We start from the raw sequence: 16766 nt of genomic DNA, 5'->3' as shown, positions 1-16766 counted from the left end.
GACGCGGCCGGTCGCGTCAGTTCGCCACGGCAGCGCGATCGGCCGCGCCGAACCTGTAATTGACCCCGACGCGCAGCGTGTCGGTTTTCACCCGCGCATCGGCATCGAACGAGGTCGCCATGCCGGCCGGCAGGTTCGGCGTCGCGCGGAACGATCCCAGGTCCGCGTGCAGGTATTCGAGCCGTCCGGACCAGTTGCCGGCTAGCCGGGTCTCGATGCCGGCACCGGCGGCCCAGCCAAAGCGGAACGTGTCCACATTGTAGGGCGTTGCGACGGGAGCCCCCGCGGCCGTGAAGCCTGCCACTGAACCCGATGCCGTGACGACGCCAAACGGAACGCCAGCGGTGACGTAAGCGACGGCGTTTGGCGTGACCGCGATGCCGATGCGTCCGCGAATGGATGCCAGCCAGTCGAGCCGGTAGCCGAGGTCAGCCGACATCGGCGCATTGAGCGGCAGCAGCGCCGCGTTGCAGACCGCACCGGGACAGTTGCTCGCCGAGCGGCCGTGCTGGTTCGCGTAAGTGAAATCGCCCTCGATCCCGGCGATCACGGGCCCCGCCGTCCAGTCGTATCCGGCCTGCACGCCGATGCCGGCATTGTCGAGCCGGGCCGTCGGCGTGCTGCCGAACAGCGGCGTCTGCGATGCATTGTCGATGAAGCCGGCATATGTGGTGGTGGTTTCCCAGACATAGCCGAGATTGCCGCCGGCGTAGAACCCGCTCCAATCCCAGGACGGCACTGTGGTCGCCTTGCGGTAGATCGGGTCCGCTTGCTGTGTCCGCACGGCGCTGATCGGTGCATTTGCAGGCGTCTCGGCGCCGTATTTGACGTTGAGGAACAGTTTGAACGTCCGCCCGGGCTGAAGAATCTCGTCCTTGTGGAATTGCACGGAGTTGCGGATATCGGCGTTCAGGAGATTGTCGCCGATCAGGCCGGTCGCGACCTCCACCGGTCCCCAGGGCGAGGTCTGCCATCTCTGCCGGTGCTCGATCTGAAGCTTGAGCAGGTCGTAGCCGTTGGTCGGCGTGTCGAATTCGGCGAAATCGTTCTGCGTGAACGCGTGCAGATAGTTCAGTCGCGTGTACCAGTTGTCGTTGCGCCAGTAGATGCCGCCTCCGGCCCGCAACGGCGGGATGCGCGGCACGTTGGTGCCGTCCACGAAGGTGGCGCGCACGGTATCGAACTGTCCTTCCACGCCGAATATGCCGTCCGAAAGCGGCAACACGTCCCACTGCCACGACAATTCACCGCCGCGGAAAATCGCGTCGCGCTGCGAGTAGGCGACCTGGATATAGTCCCCATCGCCGCCAGCGGCGCAAGTCGCGAAGGTCGCGCCGCAGAAATTTCCGGTGGCGCGGCCGTAGATGAACTTGTCGTAGAACGTATAATAGACGTTCGCATTGAATCTGAAGTCGCCGCGCGCCCGTTTCAGGCCGATCTCCGCGGTGTTGGCCGTCTCCAGCGTCAGGTCCGGATTGCCGATCTTGAAGGTCTTTTCGGAATCGTCCGGACCGGACGCGAACAGTTCAAGCGCACGCGGAGCGCGCTGGACGCGTTGGAGCGTGAGGCTCGCCTCGAGGTTCGCTGGGAGATCCTTGATCACGCCGAAACTGACGCTGGTCGGCAGGAAGCTCGATTTGGACGGCGAACTCGACGGCGCGTCCGGCGGCGGCAGATTGGTCGACGGAAAATCGAACGACGTGCCCGAGACGTTGACGGACTCGATGCGCCCGGCAAGCTGCGTTCGCAGCGTGTCGGTGTGCCTGAGCTCCTCGAAGAAATAGGCGGCGGCAGTCGTCGTCTGCGCGGGAAGCAGGATAGCCTGGCCGAGCGTGTCCAACTGCTGATAGGCGCCCTGCGTGCCGACGATGCTCCTCAGCATTCCGAGCGGCGTCGAGACCGGCACAGCTTCGAGCTCGAGCTTGCCCTCGGTCTGGCGGTTCTTGAAAGTCGCGCCGATGGTCTGGAAATCGCCGAGGTTCGTGCTGTTGACGTCGACTTCGTCGTGCCGATAGTCGGAATATCCGAGCCAGTAGCGGAACGCAGCGATGGCTGCGGCATCGGGCCGGTATTCGCCCTTGCTGGCAATCTTGGTCTGCTCGAGCTGGTTGTGCTGCTGGCTTTCCGACGAGGCGATGCCCGGGACGTGGTAATCGCTGGTGAAGCGCGAGATCGACAGGCCGGCAAAGCCCCCATCGAACAGATAGGAGCCGCCGATCGAGGCGCCCGCGCTCTGCGTGGCCGAATTCGGCTGTCGCCCATTAAACGCCGGCGCGGGAGTGGGGGGCACGAGGTAGGGATAGCTGGGGATGCGATAGTCCTGGGCGCCGCGACCGTAGACGTCGGCATGCACGGCGGCGTTGCCGCTTCCGGCGTCGAGCAACAGCCCGTTCTCCCAGCCGCTGTCGACCGAGGTGACGGCAGACCGCAGCTCCGTGGCCACGCCGCCGATCGGAACGGCCGTGGGAATCCGGTTGTTAGTCACATCGACGATGCCGCCGACCGCCTGCGATCCGAACCGGAGCGCGCCCGGTCCGCGGAACACCTCGGTCTTCTGGAGCGCCAGCGGATCGATCGGGACGCCGTGATCCTGCGCGATGTCCGACACGTCGACGCTGCCGATGCCGTTTTCCTGGATGCGCACCTTGGCGTCCGACAGTCCGCGCAGAACGGGGCGTGCAGATTGGGTCGACAGACCCGCCGACGTCGCCCCTGGGGCGGTGAAGAACAGGTTTCCGAAGCTTGCGCTGGTGCTCGACTGGATCTGGCTGCCGGTCTGGACCGAAGGCGCAAAGGGGGCCTGGCTGAAGGCCGTCGTCGAAGCGGGCGTGGGCGCGGTTGTTGCGTTGCCGGGCGCCGGCCGGCTTGGGGCTCCGCGGTTGGCGCGGCGGGCCGGCTTTGACTGGCGGCCTTCGACCGTGACGACGGGAATGTCGACCTCGGCCGGCGCAACGGATGATGCAGGTGACGCTGTTGTGTTCGATGGCTGCGAGGCGGGAGGCGCGGCAGCGTCGGATGGGGCCGGGGTCGCCGGAGTGGCCGTTGTGGCAGGAGGCGGCTGGCTCGGCGCGGCCTGCTCGGTTGGCGAAGCCGCAGGCCCCCCGGGAGCGGCTGGCTGGGCATATGCAAAGCCACCGAGGCCAATCATCACGATCGATGTCGTGCCCAGAAGAGCCGAACGGGTTACACGCATGTCCATCTTCAACCCCCGATGCGCAACCGGGGAGACGGATGCACTTAGCTTATGCATTAAAATGTAGCTTAGGCTACAATTGCGATGTCGAGGCTACAGAGTCAAGGCAGGGCTGTTGCTATTGCGAAGCTGTTGCAAGTGGGTGACAGGAGGGATGCCGCGTGTGCTTGCAATGTCGCCATGCAGAGCCCATGGTCAGATGGTGAGATTCTGGGTTTTTAGATGCGCCGGAAGACTGTGGACGTTGTGACATCGCTTCACGCCCTCCCCACCGAGCAGGCGCAGGCAAGGCGTTTTGGCAAGGCCCGGTCGGCGCGCTCGACTGCAATCCTTGAGGACTACGTCGAGCTGATTGCCGACCTGCTCGAATCGTCCGGCGAAGCTCGCGCCACTGATATCGCGCGCCGGCTCGGCGTGTCTCATCCGACGGCAATCAACACGATCACGCGGCTCAAGCGGGAGGGCTTGGCGATTGCCCGGCCTTATCGCGGTATCTTCCTGACCGAGAAGGGGGAAGCGCTCGCCAGGCGCGCGCGCGCGCGCCACCGCGTTGTGCTGGAGATGCTGCTCGCGCTAGGCATACCCCGGGAAACTGCGGAAGCGGACGCCGAAGGCATCGAGCATCATGTTTCCGAAGCGACGCTCAAGGCATTCTCGGATTTCATCAAGACGTCTGGAGTGAAGAAGGCCAGTTGACGAGCCGTTGAGATCCGCGTGGCTTGGAACTCTTAGCTTCGACACGCGGGTCCATCATGGCGGGCATCTGGCTGCGCCTCAGGCTCAACCTTACCGATTGCCAATCATCGGCAGGTTGAGGGCAAAATGAGTCTCGCGAAAACCATGAACCGAGCAGCTTTCCGTCAAGCGGGACTGCTCGAAGTCGCGCAATCCGTTGTGGACGGTCGCCCGCGAGATCCTGCGACCATTATCTTGTGCACGCGTGATGACCGCCCTGATCGTGGCCGGTCGTCCGCCGTCTTGCAGTAGGAAGTCGATCAAGATGACGGTCGAAGGCCCCGGGCGACCAATATTCCCCGAAGTTCATCGGTCGGACATGGAAACGACACCGTGCAGATACTACAAAATAAGCATATGCATTATGGCAGCGGCAGGTCAACATGGGCTTGGAAAGCCTGCGCCAGGATTGCGCAACGAAACTAGAATCAAGGCGGGGTGAGGAGCGCAGCCATTATGATCGTGCGACGAATTCCCCTTTTTCATCGGATAAGCCCAAAGGTGCGACCGGCAAGTCTTTGATTGTCCATCACCTGTGGCTGACTCTTAATCAGCGGGTCCCAGGTTCGAGCCCTGGTGCGCCCACCAAGCAAAAACCCTTGGTTTCCAATAACTTCGCCGGATGTCGGTTGAGAACAAAACGGGTCTCGTGCGACGTTTTCTGTGGTTGATGTTGCGCGGCCAGTTTGCTGTGCGACTTTTCCTTACTTCTGTATCTTCACCCCCATTCGATACAGCGCGCAGATGCGATGGTACAGGCCGTGCACGTGCTCGTCGCAGAATAGGATACTAGAGCGAGCAAAACGGACAATCTGTTCTGCCCGTCGCCACAGGAAACTGCTTGCTGCAGAACTAGAAGCGGATAGTTCAGCTCGGGGATTCGACTCGCTCTCCCGCCCACGATTTCCGGCGCCAAACCGCGATCGCCACGACTTCGTACGCGATGGTAGCGAACGCCGAGCTTAGGGGCTCCTTAAACCCGCCGCCTCGCTTTTCGTCCGGCAGACTGCGCGAAACTTGACATCGCTTAAAATCCCGTGGTTCTAGTTCAAGTTATAAGTCGACGATGGCCTTCGAATGCGTCACCAAGCCTTCCTTCTTCTCCGCTCCGTTTTTAAAGTAGTGCCACATTCCTCCTCGTAGGAGGCAGATCATCCCAAATTGGCTTTAAAGGCCCAAATCAATATTTTCACAGAAGTGAAATCGGAGAACGAGATGGCCAAAGAAGCGGGTCGCAAGGGTTCGCGACGCATCGTTCACCCACCGATGCCCCCCAAATTAAAGCTGTTCCGTCCTGTCAACTGGTACAGCGGCGCCATGATCGAGCCTGTTGGCGAATATGTTTCTCATATTCTGAGAGAACTTGGTCGTCTTGGCCTTCAAGTCCGCGATATCGAGCGACATGACCGGCCGCCAAATACGAAGACGGTTCTATCCGATCTGATCGGTTGGCTGAGCGATCGTCCTGGAGAAGCCTTTGCAAAACTCTTTAACTGGCAGACGCTCGATTTTGCTCAAGTTCGATCGCGCTTGGAAAAGGACCGTTTAGCCAGGCCACGTATCGAGGTGTCTGCGCATATCACCAAGATGAACAATCTGTCCGTGCGCTGGCATCCAGGTGGCTGGAAACTGACAGATTTTGACTGGCATCGAGCGGATCACCATTATTCCAATCTGATTACGCACCGAAAGTGGCGTGAGCCGCCCGACTTCCACTGGTTCGTCGGCGATGAAGATCCGACCTTTGATAGCCGCCCTTCCAATGAACTCATGTACATTCGTGGGGTAGGAAACTTGCGGCCAGAACCGCGCGAAAATTATGGCCCCTACGCTACCTACAATGCGGATGTCGTGGACTCTATTCTGATTTGCGCCGTTCGTTCTGCCTACGAAGGTTTGATCAGTCAGCTTGAATATAGCTTCGAGGTTGATGTCGTTGATGCGTTTGATTTTGTGACTCAAGAGGAAGTCGCTGAGGCTGATGCTTCCCGATATCGGTCTTCGATCCGCCGAGTGACAGCTTGGAGCCTTGAGGATGCCGCCGAACTGCGTGCCCGCCGCGAAAGGGATGCGGCGGCTGCGCAGGATAAGCGCGATCGCGCGGAGCTCGCAAACATTGCCGTCAGCCACGGTTTTTCACTCGAAATACTCGTCGCGGCGGTCCTTCGCGCATCTTCAAGGAAACCTACTGGACCTGCCCCATCTGGCGAGCATGTTAACCGAAACGCAGCCAAGCATTTGCGCAATGTCGGGTTCAAGGTCGATGCTGGGGACGTGCGTCGCATCCGGCAGCTCATTGAGCGTTACAATCCAGAGATTCTTCCGGAAGAGTTGCGGCCTGCTTCGTTGGCGCCGCCAGCGGCGCCGTTATCGTCAAACAACGTCGTACCGCTCCGTGGAGATGATGGTCGATAGTTTCTGCAGTTTCCGTTCTCCGAGCGCACGATGGGCGTCAGTTTTGGACGAGATATACTGATTGCGGGTTACAAGCCCGCCGTTTTCAAGAACGCGCTCCGTGGATTCATGAGAACGGGGTCACCCGGAAATCTGATTGACCTCAAGTCGGTTTTTCCGCTCCGCCGTGACGGCGCTATCGTGTTTGAAGAGTGCCTCGATCGCGGGCTGATCGAACTCAAAGATGGATTTACGGTCTCGGAAAAAGGTGAGACTGTTGCGCGCGGAAGGGTCGTGCGCCGGACTGCTTTGGCTCAGGCGCAGATGGTACTGGACGATTTCCTGCGCCATGTCGAAATGCTCAACCAAGACACAGATGCGGTACGATACGTTGAACGGGTCTGGGTTTTTGGCAGCTTGATGCGAGGTGAGGAGACAGTAGGAGACATCGATCTCGCGCTAGAAACGAGTCGGCGCCCAGAATATCTCGCGGATTATGCTTTGATGAAGCGGCATCTCAAGGAGCTTCTGTCGCGCCGCGACGACGTTCCGACCAGCCGCGGCTTGGTCTGGTCGGCAGAAACATGGATAACGGAACGCGCTCTTTATGGACCACGGCGGCATCCACTCCTCGCCGGCGTCCAATCCGATGTCAGCGATCTTGTCGACCTAGGGGCTCCCTGCCGCCTCATCTATGACCGAGCGAGAGGCGGACGGGTCAACGATCCGATATTATCTTGTCATCCCCAGTCCAATGGGCGACAAAATGACTTGGCCCCGCCTGCTGAAATGCCGGATTTTACTCCAAACGGTCTGCGCCCGATGGATGGTCGGTGGGTGGCGGGGTTCTCCAAATGGGGCGGTGTTTCTCCGTACGACATCTTTCGCGGTTGGACAGACGATGCACACAAGTTGTTCCCTCAGTACCCCGAGGGATTACGCATTGTCGGGGACAATCGCGATCTTGCTAGCTATCCGTGGGTGCCCAAACGTCTGAAAGCCGGAGGATTCGATGGTCGGGAAGCGATCGCGCTGGTCAATGCCACGCCCTTCAAGGGCACCAGCGTCGCACTCCGGCGCAAAGTTGAACACGGCTCCGATAAATGGATCCTGCACGCTTGGTTCGAACATTTGGAATTTTATCGGAGCCGCAAGCGGGTTGACTATTCAACGCTTCCTGACCTCGCAGCCGCAGCAGCTTTGATCCTCGCGGTCGACGCTGAAAGGATGCTGCGCCGAGCCGCAGAGGAGTCGGCCGGGGCGGGAATCCAAATATGCGTCAGACGTGATCTCGACGAAGATGTGAACGTGCACTTCATCGACGCCGTGCATAACCACTTGCAAGCGCGCAGGATCAGAATCGAACCCGAGGGATGGAGCAGCCCACCGGCCTCAGTTGTCCGCGCTTAATGCCTGTTTCCATTCAGAGTCGCGGTCTTCGGCAGGAAGTCGGGACCGTCCTTGCCCGCCGCTAACTGGCGCGCACCGCTCCCGACCTGTTTCCCGTCGCTTCCGAATATGACCTCGCGCAAGTCGTCCTCGTCCATGCCGAACAACCGTCAGAACCGGCGCCGTGCTGCTGACATCGGTTCACGGTGACCTGCCACTGCGTATTTCCTCCAGATGGAGTTAGAGTCCGGCCCGAAGAAGGACGGACAGATGAAGCGAGCAAGGTTCACGGAAGAGCAGATTATCGCAGTGTTGAAGGAGCATGAGGTTGGGGCAAGACGGCCGACCTGGCTCGCAGGCACGGGTCTCGGAAGCAACGATCTACAATTGGAAGGCCAAATTCGGCGGCATGGACGTTTCAGAGGCGAAGCGGCTGAGGGCGCTGGAGGACGAGAACGCGAAGCTGAAGAAGCTTCTAGCCGAGCAGATGCTCGACGCCGCCGCCCTTCGCGAGCTTCTTTCAAAAAAATGGTAGGGCCCGCCGCCAAGCGCGCTGCGGTCGCGCATCTGCAGGCCGTCATGAGCCTGTCGGAGCGGCGGGCCTGTTCGATTGTCGGAGCGGATCGGAAGATGATCCGCTATCGCTCCAGCCGTCCTCCGGATGCGACTCTCCGTGGCCGGCTGCGTGACCTTGCCAACGAGCGGCGGCGTTTCGGCTACCGCCGGCTGTTCGTGCTGCTGCGGCGGGAGGGTGAGCCATCGGGGATCAACCGGATCTACCGGCTTTATCGGGAAGAAGGGCTCACCGTCCGCAAGCGGCGGGCTCGCCGCAAGGCCGTGGGGACCCGTGCCCCGATCCTAGTCGAGGCGATGCCCAACGCGCGCTGGTCGCTGGATTTCGTCCACGACCAATTCGCCAACGGTCGGCGCTTCCGCATCCTCAACATCGTCGACGACGTCAGCAAGGAATGTCTGGGCGCCATTCCGGATACGTCGATCTCAGGACGACGCGTCGCTCGCGAACTGACGGCCGTCGTCGAACGACGCGGCAAGCCAGGAATGATCGTGTCCGACCACGGCACCGAGTTCACCTGCAATGCCATGCTCGCCTGGTGCAGGGACGCAGCCATCGACTGGCACTTCATTGCACCGGGAAAGCGATGCAGAACGGCTTCGTCGAGAGTTTCAACGGCCGGATGCGTGACGAGCTGCTCAACGAGACTCTCTTCTTCGATCTCGACGACGCCCGCGCCAAGATCGCCAATTGGGTTGCCGACTACAATCTTCAGCGGCCTCACTCGTCGCTGAAATACATGACTCCCGCGGCTTATGCCGCCCACCTCACCGCAACGGACGATCGGCTACGCAACCCCGACCAGCTCCGCCGATCGTCCGTTGCTCCAACCGCGCCACTTGGCGTACAAAACCCCGAGGCTCTAACCGCGGCCGGATGAAAGTTCGGTGGCAGGTCACCGGCATTTGATCTGCTCTCCTGGTCTCGGGGGAGGCCCAGTGTACGAGTAATGGCGCCTTCAAAGCTGCAGGATGAAGGAGGCTAGTCAAAATCAAGCGCGGGCGATTTCCCGATATGTGCGGCAGGCCTCGAACCAGCAACCAGGCCGTTATGAGCGACGGGATAGCGTCTGGCTTCGTTGAATATGCGGACTTTTTGTTTGAATCTGATCGCGTTCGTTGCGCCTCGGCCGGGTCGTTTCTGGTGCCAAACTGGTGCAGTAATCCGGCTATGAGCTCTTCGTTGCGATGCGGGACTTTGTCGAGGCTTTGCCGGAGTGATGATTTGACCAGCTCATGATCGTGCGAAAGCGATGAGCGGCCCAAGATCATGATTGTCGGCCGCCTGGAGCGCCGCGATGTAGGCTGTGCGGGCGGTGCCGGCTGTCTGCAAGTCGGCGGCGCCCCATGTGAAGCGTTGGCTGCCAAGCTGCACGATCAACACATCAGCAGCCAATCGTGACCATCGGCCGTTGCCGTTTGGAAACGGGTGTACGGATACGAGGCGGTGATGGAAGCGAACGGCAAGTTCGTCTGGTGGGTAAGTGTTGTTCTCGACCCAATACCTTGCGTCGTCGAGCACCTGATGCAGCGAGACTTCGATTAGATGTGGTGCGACGCCGAGGTTGGCAGCTTCAACAAATCCATATGCAGCGTGCCCGGCAGCCAGGACTTGTCGGGAAGTTGGACCGAATGAATTCGTCCAATCCAGCCTGACCAAAGTAGGTGCGGTACTGTTCGGCAATACGAAGTGGGTCCTTTGGCGCAGCGTCGGGATCGTGCGAATAGAGCCGCGCGACCATCTTCTTCAGCAAGTCCCCCCACAAGGGAGGCTCGGGCGAGTCGTCGGCCGGGCGTTGCGCGTTTTTGCTCATCCCGGCTCCCACCAGGATCGAGGCGCCCCGCTCCGACTACGACAACTGCAAGAGCTACATTCTGATGTTCTTGGGTGTGAAGGACGAGGCTGCCCGTTATCACCTGCAAGGCTGATGGCAAAGCAAGCTCGACCTCGCTCCGGGACGTCGTGAGGAATGCGAAAAAGGTGGGGGTCGTTCCATCATTCAAGCGCTTACGACCGTCGCGGGTGTTGCGTTCGCGGCCCAGGATGCGATCAAGTTTTTGGTTGGCGGCCACTAACGCTGGATTGTTCTTCATCAAGGTATTTCGCAACTCCGTCGCCGTGACACTTGATCCCACCGACGCCTCCATTCTGTGGGCCCTCAAGCGACTCGGAAACCGCGAAACCTGCTAGGAACTGCTCAGCGAGTGGCGCAATGTTGTAGCAGAGTCAAAGGACGTTGACGCCGTGATAAGCGATGTAAAGCTGTCCGCTCGCCTCGTCGAGCTTGAAAAGCTAGGATGCGTCACCATCGAAGGCGGCGCGTGGCGTTTGCGGAGAGCATTGCGGCCGACGACACCATCGCTCACTCGGCTTAGATTCGCTTGCCTTCGCTGCTGCATGCCATCGCTCCAGTGGCTGAGGCTGGCGATTTTTAGGTGAGGTATTGAAATGGGCCAGCGCTCAGCAGTCTTCGTTCGTGAGCATGCAAGCAGCGTCTCGGAGGAAAAATATCTTGACGGAAGGATTCGTGAACTCATTCGTCGTCGGGGTGGAAATCGTCTCGTCGACGCCAATTCTAGTCATCGGCATCGATCTCAATCACACCGAGACGGTAGGCATTCTGTTGGGCCGAGAGACTGCTGCCAACCTTCGCGAGGCGTTGGGCAAACTTTCAAGAGAGCCGCATTTCGGGAACATAAACTCGAGTGAGGTTCTGGCTAGACGCGCTGAGATCTTCCGCGCACGAGAAGAACTACATGGTCGGAAAATTGAAAACATCTACCACGCCTGGAAAATGAAAGTAGCCGTCCGGGCTGTGGGTGCGGTGCTAACGATTAGACCGAGGCAGGCGAAGAGGTCGTTCTCACGCTCGACCTTGCCATCATTCACGAACTGCTCGATGCGATAAATAGTGCCATTCCGATCGATGGACGGGAAGTATCACGGGGCAAATGTTCTCCAGGAGTGGCGCTCGCTGTTGTGCAGGACTTGAGACGAGTGGTCGCAGCTGGTCTGGCCGATTCATGCCTCGCGGCGAAGTCCCGCCTCATCGAGCTAGGCCTCCAGCCGGGCGGCCTCGGCGTCCTCTTACTTTGCTGCTCGAGGCCGGACAGGATCCTCGCTGTCGCGAACGTCGCCGAGGTCGGTCCAGATGTCGTAACGCAATTCCAGGAACTCGCTGCGAGAATGCTCGGCCCGGGTTCAGCGCCTTAGTGAGCAATGCATTAGTCGCCGCTTCGCCAAGCCGATCAACGGGCCGCGAATGTGCGCCGCCAACCACATCGACAATCTTGTTGGCCAATAAGGCGAGCGATTGCTCGCGCCCCTAAAGGTGAGACAAGCGGTGTGCCCCCATTGTGCCCCAGTTTCTTCCGGGCACACCGCGAGGGAAGCGAGGCAGTAAGTTACTGAATTTTCGGGGCTAATGGTGGGCGCACAAGGGATCGAACCTTGGACCTCTCCCGTGTGAAGGGAACGCTCTCCCGCTGAGCTATGCGCCCGGGACCATCATGCAGGCGGCCGGACTTTCGGCCGGCCGGCAGATCGGAGCCCGCGATTTAGAAGTGCGGGCCGAAGGTGTCAAGTTTCCAGGCGGGTTGCGGCCGGAAAACCTGCCGCAAGCCACGCAATTCGGTGGGAAGCCGGGTTTTGGCCCAATTACGCGCCCTGTTGGCGGGCGCGGGAGGCGTGGGCCTGGAGCGCGCGGATGCGCTCGGCGAGCGTTCCGCCGCCTTCGGGCAGGGTGCTACCGGCCGCGCCGTTGCTCGCGGCGTCGTTGGCCGGGCGCGGCGCCGGCTTCGGCGGCTGGCCCGCCTCGGCCGCGAGCAACGCCTCGATCGGCGAGTTCGGGCCTTCGAGCTGCATCGCGAGCTTGGCGACCTCGGCGGCGATGTCGTTGATGCGCTCGCGCAGCAGCGCATTCTCCATCCGCTCGGTCGCCCAGGAGCTCTCCGCCTGCTGCTGGATCGCGTTGATGTCGCGCTGGAGCTTTGCGCGCTCGTCGCGCGCGGTACGGAGCTGCTCCTCCAGCGCTGCCTTTTCCGCGCGCAACGCTTCGAACGCGGCCGACGACTTGCCGCCGCTCAAGGCGGCGATCTCGACGCGGAGCTCCTTGACGGTGCGTTCGGCACTTTCATTGGCCTGGCGGAGCTGGTTGTTCTCGTAGTCGCGCTCGGCGAGCAGCTTGCCCTGCGTGGCGAGGCGTCCCTCGAGGTCGGCGACGCGGCCCGACAGCATCTCGGCCTCCTTCACCTGCACGATGAGCTGGCGATCGAGCTCGGTGACGCGCTGGCTCAAATTCTCGACGCGGCCGCGCGCCTCGCCGAGTTCGCGCGAGGCGGTCTCGGATTCGGTCCGCTCGTGCGCGAGGCGCGCCTGCGTCGCGGCAAACTCCTTCTCGGCATCGCCGACGCGGTTCTTCAATTCCTCGATCTGCGCGCGCACCGCGACGAGCTCGACCTGGCGGCTCTCCGCCATGATCGAACGGTCGGACAGTTCAGAGTTGATCTTGGCGAGCTCGGCCTGCTTGTCGCTCAGCGCCAGCTCGGCGGCGTGCAGCGCCTCGGTCTTGGCGTTGAACTCCTCCTCGGTGGCGCGGAGCTGCTCCTTCATCGCCTTCTCGCGCGCCTCGAGTGCGAAGATCGTGGCGTTCTTTTCGCCCAGTTCGATCTTCATGCGGTTGATGGCGTCGCTCTTCTTGCCGAGCTCGGCGAGCTGGCTCGTGGTCTTGTTCTTGAGCTGCTCGACGCTCATCTCCAGCCGCCGCGCCGACATGGCGAATTCGGCGCGGAGCTGGTCCTTGTCGGCCTGGATCTCGGCCATCGACAGCGGGGTGGCGGCCTCGAGCCGGCGCGTGGTCAGGCGCACCGCACGGTTATGCACCAGCGGCACGAGGGCAAGCCCGCACAGCATCGAGAGCAGGAAACCGATCGCCAGGTACATGATCGGTTCGACCATGGGCCAAAACTCCCAGAGCTAAGGAAAAATTTACCAACGACAATGCCATGGCGGGCCGGCAAAAAGCCAGCCCCGCTCTGTCGTTAACCTTGATCCGTACCCAGCTGGGAGAGGAGACCTAGAACGGGTTCCAGGTCGCACGCGGCGTGTATTTGAGATAGCCGATATTGGCTCCCAGCCGCAGGCCGAGGCCGGAGCGAATCGGCACCAGCACGATGTTGTTGGCGGTGAGCGCCGTCATGCCGAAGCCGCCGATGATATAGGCCGATCCGTCGAGGCCGGCGAAGCGCTGGTAGATCGCGTTGGTCGCGGGCAGGTTATAGACCAGCGTCATGGTGCGGGCGCCGTCGCCGCCCCAGTCGAAGCCGAGCGAGGGGCCCTGCCAATAGACGCGCAGGTCGCCGGCGTTCTTGGTGTAGAGCGTGCCTTCACCGTAGCGCAGGCCGGCGACGAAGGCGCCGGAACCTTCCTCACCCAGGATGTAGCCGTTGGGCAGACCCCATTGGCTGACCGCCTTCTCGATGATCGAGGCGAGCCCGCGCGAGACGTTGCCGAAGAAGCGATGACCAGCGGTCACCAGCTCGTCCGGCCCATAGGTATTGGGCGTCGGGGAGCGCTGTGGCGGCGGCAGGTTGGGCGGCGGCGCCTGCTGGGCGGAGGCCGGCACGATCCAGCCGACCATCGCGGCGAGCGCGAGCGCAGCAAGGCGTGATGCGAAAGTCATAAAAGAACCCCTGGTATCGAAACCGATCGCTTCCTTAACCTGACGCCAACAGGCAGGTTCTAGGTTGCGCCGGATGTCCCCTCGACTCGGATGTTATCCGCAGCAACTATGACGGCACAACGGCAGGAAGATAGCCCTTTGCGCCCCGGAATTGCCTTGATCGGCCGCCGCGTTTGCCTCGTCTGCCTGCTGGCGGGCATTTGGATCATCTGCGCAGGGTTGCCGGCGGGGGCTGCCACCACCGAGCGGATCGTCGTCAACCGGTTCAGCGGCGTTGCCATCGAGGGCTTCGATCCCGTCGCCTATTTCGTCGATGGCGCGGCCATGCGAGGGAAGGCGCAGTTCGAGGCGAACCTCTGGGGCGCGGTCTGGCGCTTCCGCAACGAGGGCAACCGGGCCTCCTTCCTCTCCCATCCCGAGATCTACGGGCCGCAATTCGGCGGCTATGATCCGGCCGATATCGCCCGCGGTGTCGTCATCGCCGGCAATCCTCGCTTCTTCGCGCTCGTGGCGCAGCGGCTCTATCTGTTCAGCCGGGAAGCCAATCGCGACGCCTTCGCCGCCAATCCGGAGCGCTTCCTCTATGAGGTCGGCAAGCGCTGGCCGGCCCTCCAGGACCAGCTCGGTCAGTAGCGGTCGACCGCCTGCGGGTCGCCCCAGGCGATGAACTCCGGGATGATGAACCCGCTGCCGCTGCGCTGGCCGAAGCGGAGCTCGCCGCCCTGGCCGTCGGTCACCCTGCCGCCCGCCGCGGTCACGACCGCAGAGCCGGCCCCGACGTCCCATTCAGAGGTCGGTCCGAAGCGGGGATAGATGTCGGCGCTGCCTTCCGCGATCCGGCCGAATTTCACGGCCGAGCCGACCGTCCGCCTGACGGCATTGGGCCTGCCATCGATGAACGCCTCGCTCTTGGGATCGCCATGCGAGCGGCTCACCGCCGCGATCCAGGGCTCGCCCGGCGCCGGAAGCTTGCGAGTATGGATCGGCTCGGCCGCGCCGATGGTTGCGCCGTCAAACCTCACGCGCTCGGCGCCGCGGCCGACAATGCCGCGCCAGAGTAGCCCGAGCGCGGGCGCAGACACGATGCCGAGCAGCGGCACGCCTTCAGTCACCAGGGCGAGGTTGACGGTGAACTCGTCGCGGCCGGCGACGAATTCCTTGGTGCCGTCGAGCGGATCGATCAGGAAGAAGCTCTCGCGAAACGGCGGCGAGGCGAGCTGGCTCCGTTCTTCCGACAGCGTCGGCACGTCGGCTGCAAGCTGCGCCAGGCCCTCCGCGATGATGCGGTCGGCGGCAAGATCCGCCTCGGTCACCGGCGAGCCGTCCTGCTTGCCGTCCACCCGCATCGCCGCGCGGTTGACGGCAAGGATCGCTTCGCCCGCCTTGACTACCAGCGCGGTGAGCGGCTCCATCAGGCCGGATGCGGCCGCGGCGTCGATGATCCTTTTCACCTGGATGCCTCATTCATCGGCAATTTCGTTCCTCCTCGACTGATTCGCCCGGATTGATTCGATCGGGGGCTTATGGCCGCCTCGAAGTGATCGCAAGCTAGCTGCCGCGGGCTTGCGAATGTTAGAACCCGCAGCATCCGTCAAGCATGCGTGATTCGCGGCGTCCAGCGCCGTGCAATTCCAGGAACCCTCCAGGACCCCATTATATGTCTGACGCCTCGTCGCCCGCGACCGTTACTGCTCCCGATATGCTCGAACTCGCTGCGCTCTTGTGCTCGCGGGTCTGCCACGATCTCATCAGCCCCGTCGGCGCCATCGTCAATGGGCTCGAAGTGCTCGACGACGATCCCAAGCCCGAGGACCGCGAGTTCGCGCTCGACCTCATCCGCAAGAGTGCCAAGACCGCCTCGGCCCGGCTCCAGTTCTGCCGCCTTGCTTTCGGCGCCGCTGGGTCCTCCGGTGCGCAGATCGATCTCGGCGATGCCCAGACCATGGCGCGCGGCCACATCGAGGACGGCAAGTGCTCGATCACCTGGAATCTGCCGCGGCTGCTGCTGCCGAAGAATCGCGTCAAGCTGCTGCTCAACATGCTGGTGGTTGCCCAGCACACGATCCCGCGCGGCGGCATGCTGACGATCGATCCGATCGGCGAGGGCGAGACGATGAGCTTCCGCATCACCGCGACCGGACACAATGCGCGCCTGCCGCAGAACATCTCCGAGCTCCTGAGCGGCGAGCGCGGACCTGCCGCAGATGCGCATGCAATCCAGCCTTATTATACCAGGCTGTTGGCGCAGGCCTGCGGGCTCACCGTGAGGCTCGCACCGGAAGGCGAAGCCATCACCGTTACCGCTTCGTAAACGCGCCCTTCGCTCTCGAAGTCTTAATCCAATCTTTACGAGGCGCTTCGGTTTGTCCGGAGCGCCTTATCTCTTTGTTGGTTCCGTTCTTTTGCACTTACTCAACCAATATTAAACGCTTTGCGGTGAAGCTGGCCCCATTCCGAAATGGCGCATCACGCCTCGTGCGCGCCCTTCCTGTATGAAGGCCTGTTTTCATGGATGATCTGTTGCGGGAGTTTTTGACGGAGACCAGCGAGAGCCTGGACACCGTCGACAATCAGCTGGTGAAGTTCGAGCAGGAGCCGAACAACGCCAAGATCCTGGATAACATCTTCCGCCTGGTCCACACCATCAAGGGCACCTGCGGCTTCCTCGGCCTGCCGCGGCTGGAAGCGCTGGCGCATGCCGGCGAGACGCTGATGGGCAAATTCCGCGACGGCATGCCGGTGACCGGGCAGGCGGTGACGGTGATCCTGTCCTCGATCGACCGCATCAAGGAGATTTTGGC

15 protein-coding genes and 1 tRNA gene are annotated in these 16766 nt (G+C 61.9%); 10 read left to right on the top strand and 6 right to left on the bottom strand.

All coding sequences use genetic code 11. The annotated features are described in order from the left end of the window. Nucleotides 1-16: 16 nt before the first annotated feature. Nucleotides 17-3193: a TonB-dependent receptor domain-containing protein gene (locus BLV07_RS32050; RefSeq protein WP_176945893.1), complete on the bottom strand. Its 3177-nt coding sequence runs from the start codon at nucleotides 3191-3193 to the stop codon at nucleotides 17-19. A gap of 222 nt (nucleotides 3194-3415) precedes the next feature. On the opposite strand from BLV07_RS32050, the gene mntR reads away from it, so the two are divergent. The 6 genes from mntR (at nucleotide 3416) to BLV07_RS50395 (ending at nucleotide 9165) form a co-directional block, all read left to right on the top strand. Beyond that, nucleotides 3416-3889: a manganese-binding transcriptional regulator MntR gene (gene mntR / locus BLV07_RS32045; RefSeq protein WP_091893940.1), complete on the top strand. Its 474-nt coding sequence runs from the start codon at nucleotides 3416-3418 to the stop codon at nucleotides 3887-3889. A gap of 1200 nt (nucleotides 3890-5089) precedes the next feature. Continuing rightward, nucleotides 5090-6343: a hypothetical protein gene (locus tag BLV07_RS46660; protein ID WP_176945892.1), complete on the top strand. Its 1254-nt coding sequence runs from the start codon at nucleotides 5090-5092 to the stop codon at nucleotides 6341-6343. Nucleotides 6344-6373: 30 nt separating this feature from the next. Continuing rightward, nucleotides 6374-7732 carry a nucleotidyltransferase family protein gene (locus BLV07_RS32030; protein ID WP_091893934.1) on the top strand — a complete coding sequence of 453 codons (1359 nt, stop codon included), beginning with the start codon at nucleotides 6374-6376 and terminating at the stop codon, nucleotides 7730-7732. 307 nt (nucleotides 7733-8039) lie between these two features. Then, nucleotides 8040-8246 carry a transposase gene (locus BLV07_RS50400; RefSeq protein ID WP_502690264.1) on the top strand — a complete coding sequence of 69 codons (207 nt, stop codon included), beginning with the start codon at nucleotides 8040-8042 and terminating at the stop codon, nucleotides 8244-8246. Further along, entirely contained in the window at nucleotides 8240-9019 is a 780-nt protein-coding gene (locus BLV07_RS32025) for a DDE-type integrase/transposase/recombinase (protein ID WP_502690265.1), read from the top strand. The genes BLV07_RS50400 and BLV07_RS32025 overlap by 7 nt, the downstream gene beginning before the upstream one ends. Then, nucleotides 8908-9165: an integrase core domain-containing protein gene (locus BLV07_RS50395; RefSeq protein WP_502690263.1), complete on the top strand. Its 258-nt coding sequence runs from the start codon at nucleotides 8908-8910 to the stop codon at nucleotides 9163-9165. The genes BLV07_RS32025 and BLV07_RS50395 overlap by 112 nt, the downstream gene beginning before the upstream one ends. Before the next feature lie 353 nt (nucleotides 9166-9518). Here BLV07_RS50395 and BLV07_RS32020 read toward each other — a convergent pair whose 3' ends face one another. After that, the gene (locus tag BLV07_RS32020) at nucleotides 9519-9968 is read right to left on the bottom strand and encodes a mobile mystery protein B (RefSeq protein ID WP_244551263.1); all 450 of its coding nucleotides are present in this window, start codon (nucleotides 9966-9968) and stop codon (nucleotides 9519-9521) included. An 829-nt stretch (nucleotides 9969-10797) separates the two neighbouring features. Here BLV07_RS32020 and BLV07_RS32015 point away from each other — a divergent pair. After that, nucleotides 10798-11193: a hypothetical protein gene (locus BLV07_RS32015; RefSeq protein WP_143035539.1), complete on the top strand. Its 396-nt coding sequence runs from the start codon at nucleotides 10798-10800 to the stop codon at nucleotides 11191-11193. A 517-nt stretch (nucleotides 11194-11710) separates the two neighbouring features. On the opposite strand, the gene BLV07_RS32005 is transcribed toward BLV07_RS32015, so the two are convergent. The 3 genes from BLV07_RS32005 to BLV07_RS31995 form a co-directional block, all read right to left on the bottom strand. Beyond that, nucleotides 11711-11785 (bottom strand) — tRNA-Val (locus BLV07_RS32005). Nucleotides 11786-11942: 157 nt separating this feature from the next. Beyond that, nucleotides 11943-13241 (bottom strand): coiled-coil domain-containing protein, encoded by a 1299-nt coding sequence (locus BLV07_RS32000; protein WP_091893926.1) that lies wholly within the window; start codon nucleotides 13239-13241, stop codon nucleotides 11943-11945. 118 nt (nucleotides 13242-13359) lie between these two features. Beyond that, nucleotides 13360-13965, bottom strand: a complete 606-nt coding sequence (locus tag BLV07_RS31995; protein ID WP_091893924.1) for a DUF1134 domain-containing protein — start codon at nucleotides 13963-13965, stop codon at nucleotides 13360-13362. 138 nt (nucleotides 13966-14103) lie between these two features. On the opposite strand from BLV07_RS31995, the gene BLV07_RS31990 reads away from it, so the two are divergent. Beyond that, nucleotides 14104-14598, top strand: a complete 495-nt coding sequence (locus BLV07_RS31990; protein WP_091893922.1) for a YHS domain-containing (seleno)protein — start codon at nucleotides 14104-14106, stop codon at nucleotides 14596-14598. On the opposite strand, the gene cysQ is transcribed toward BLV07_RS31990, so the two are convergent. Then, the gene (gene cysQ, locus BLV07_RS31985) at nucleotides 14592-15416 is read right to left on the bottom strand and encodes a 3'(2'),5'-bisphosphate nucleotidase CysQ (protein WP_244551262.1); all 825 of its coding nucleotides are present in this window, start codon (nucleotides 15414-15416) and stop codon (nucleotides 14592-14594) included. The two genes, BLV07_RS31990 and cysQ, sit on opposite strands and share 7 nt — an antisense overlap. A 206-nt stretch (nucleotides 15417-15622) precedes the next feature. On the opposite strand from cysQ, the gene chpT reads away from it, so the two are divergent. Together chpT and BLV07_RS31975 are read left to right on the top strand one after the other, a co-directional pair. Beyond that, nucleotides 15623-16276 carry a histidine phosphotransferase ChpT gene (gene chpT / locus BLV07_RS31980; protein WP_164935214.1) on the top strand — a complete coding sequence of 218 codons (654 nt, stop codon included), beginning with the start codon at nucleotides 15623-15625 and terminating at the stop codon, nucleotides 16274-16276. A 197-nt stretch (nucleotides 16277-16473) separates the two neighbouring features. Next, the coding region (locus BLV07_RS31975) for an Hpt domain-containing protein (protein ID WP_176945891.1) at nucleotides 16474-16766 on the top strand (293 nt) is incomplete at its 3' end.

It is taken from the genome of Bradyrhizobium sp. Rc2d (assembly GCF_900099855.1).
In the GTDB taxonomy this organism is placed as follows: Bacteria; Pseudomonadota; Alphaproteobacteria; order Rhizobiales; family Xanthobacteraceae; genus Bradyrhizobium.
Note: the sequence above shows the minus strand (reverse complement) of the source record. Positions and strands in the feature narration are given on the sequence as shown.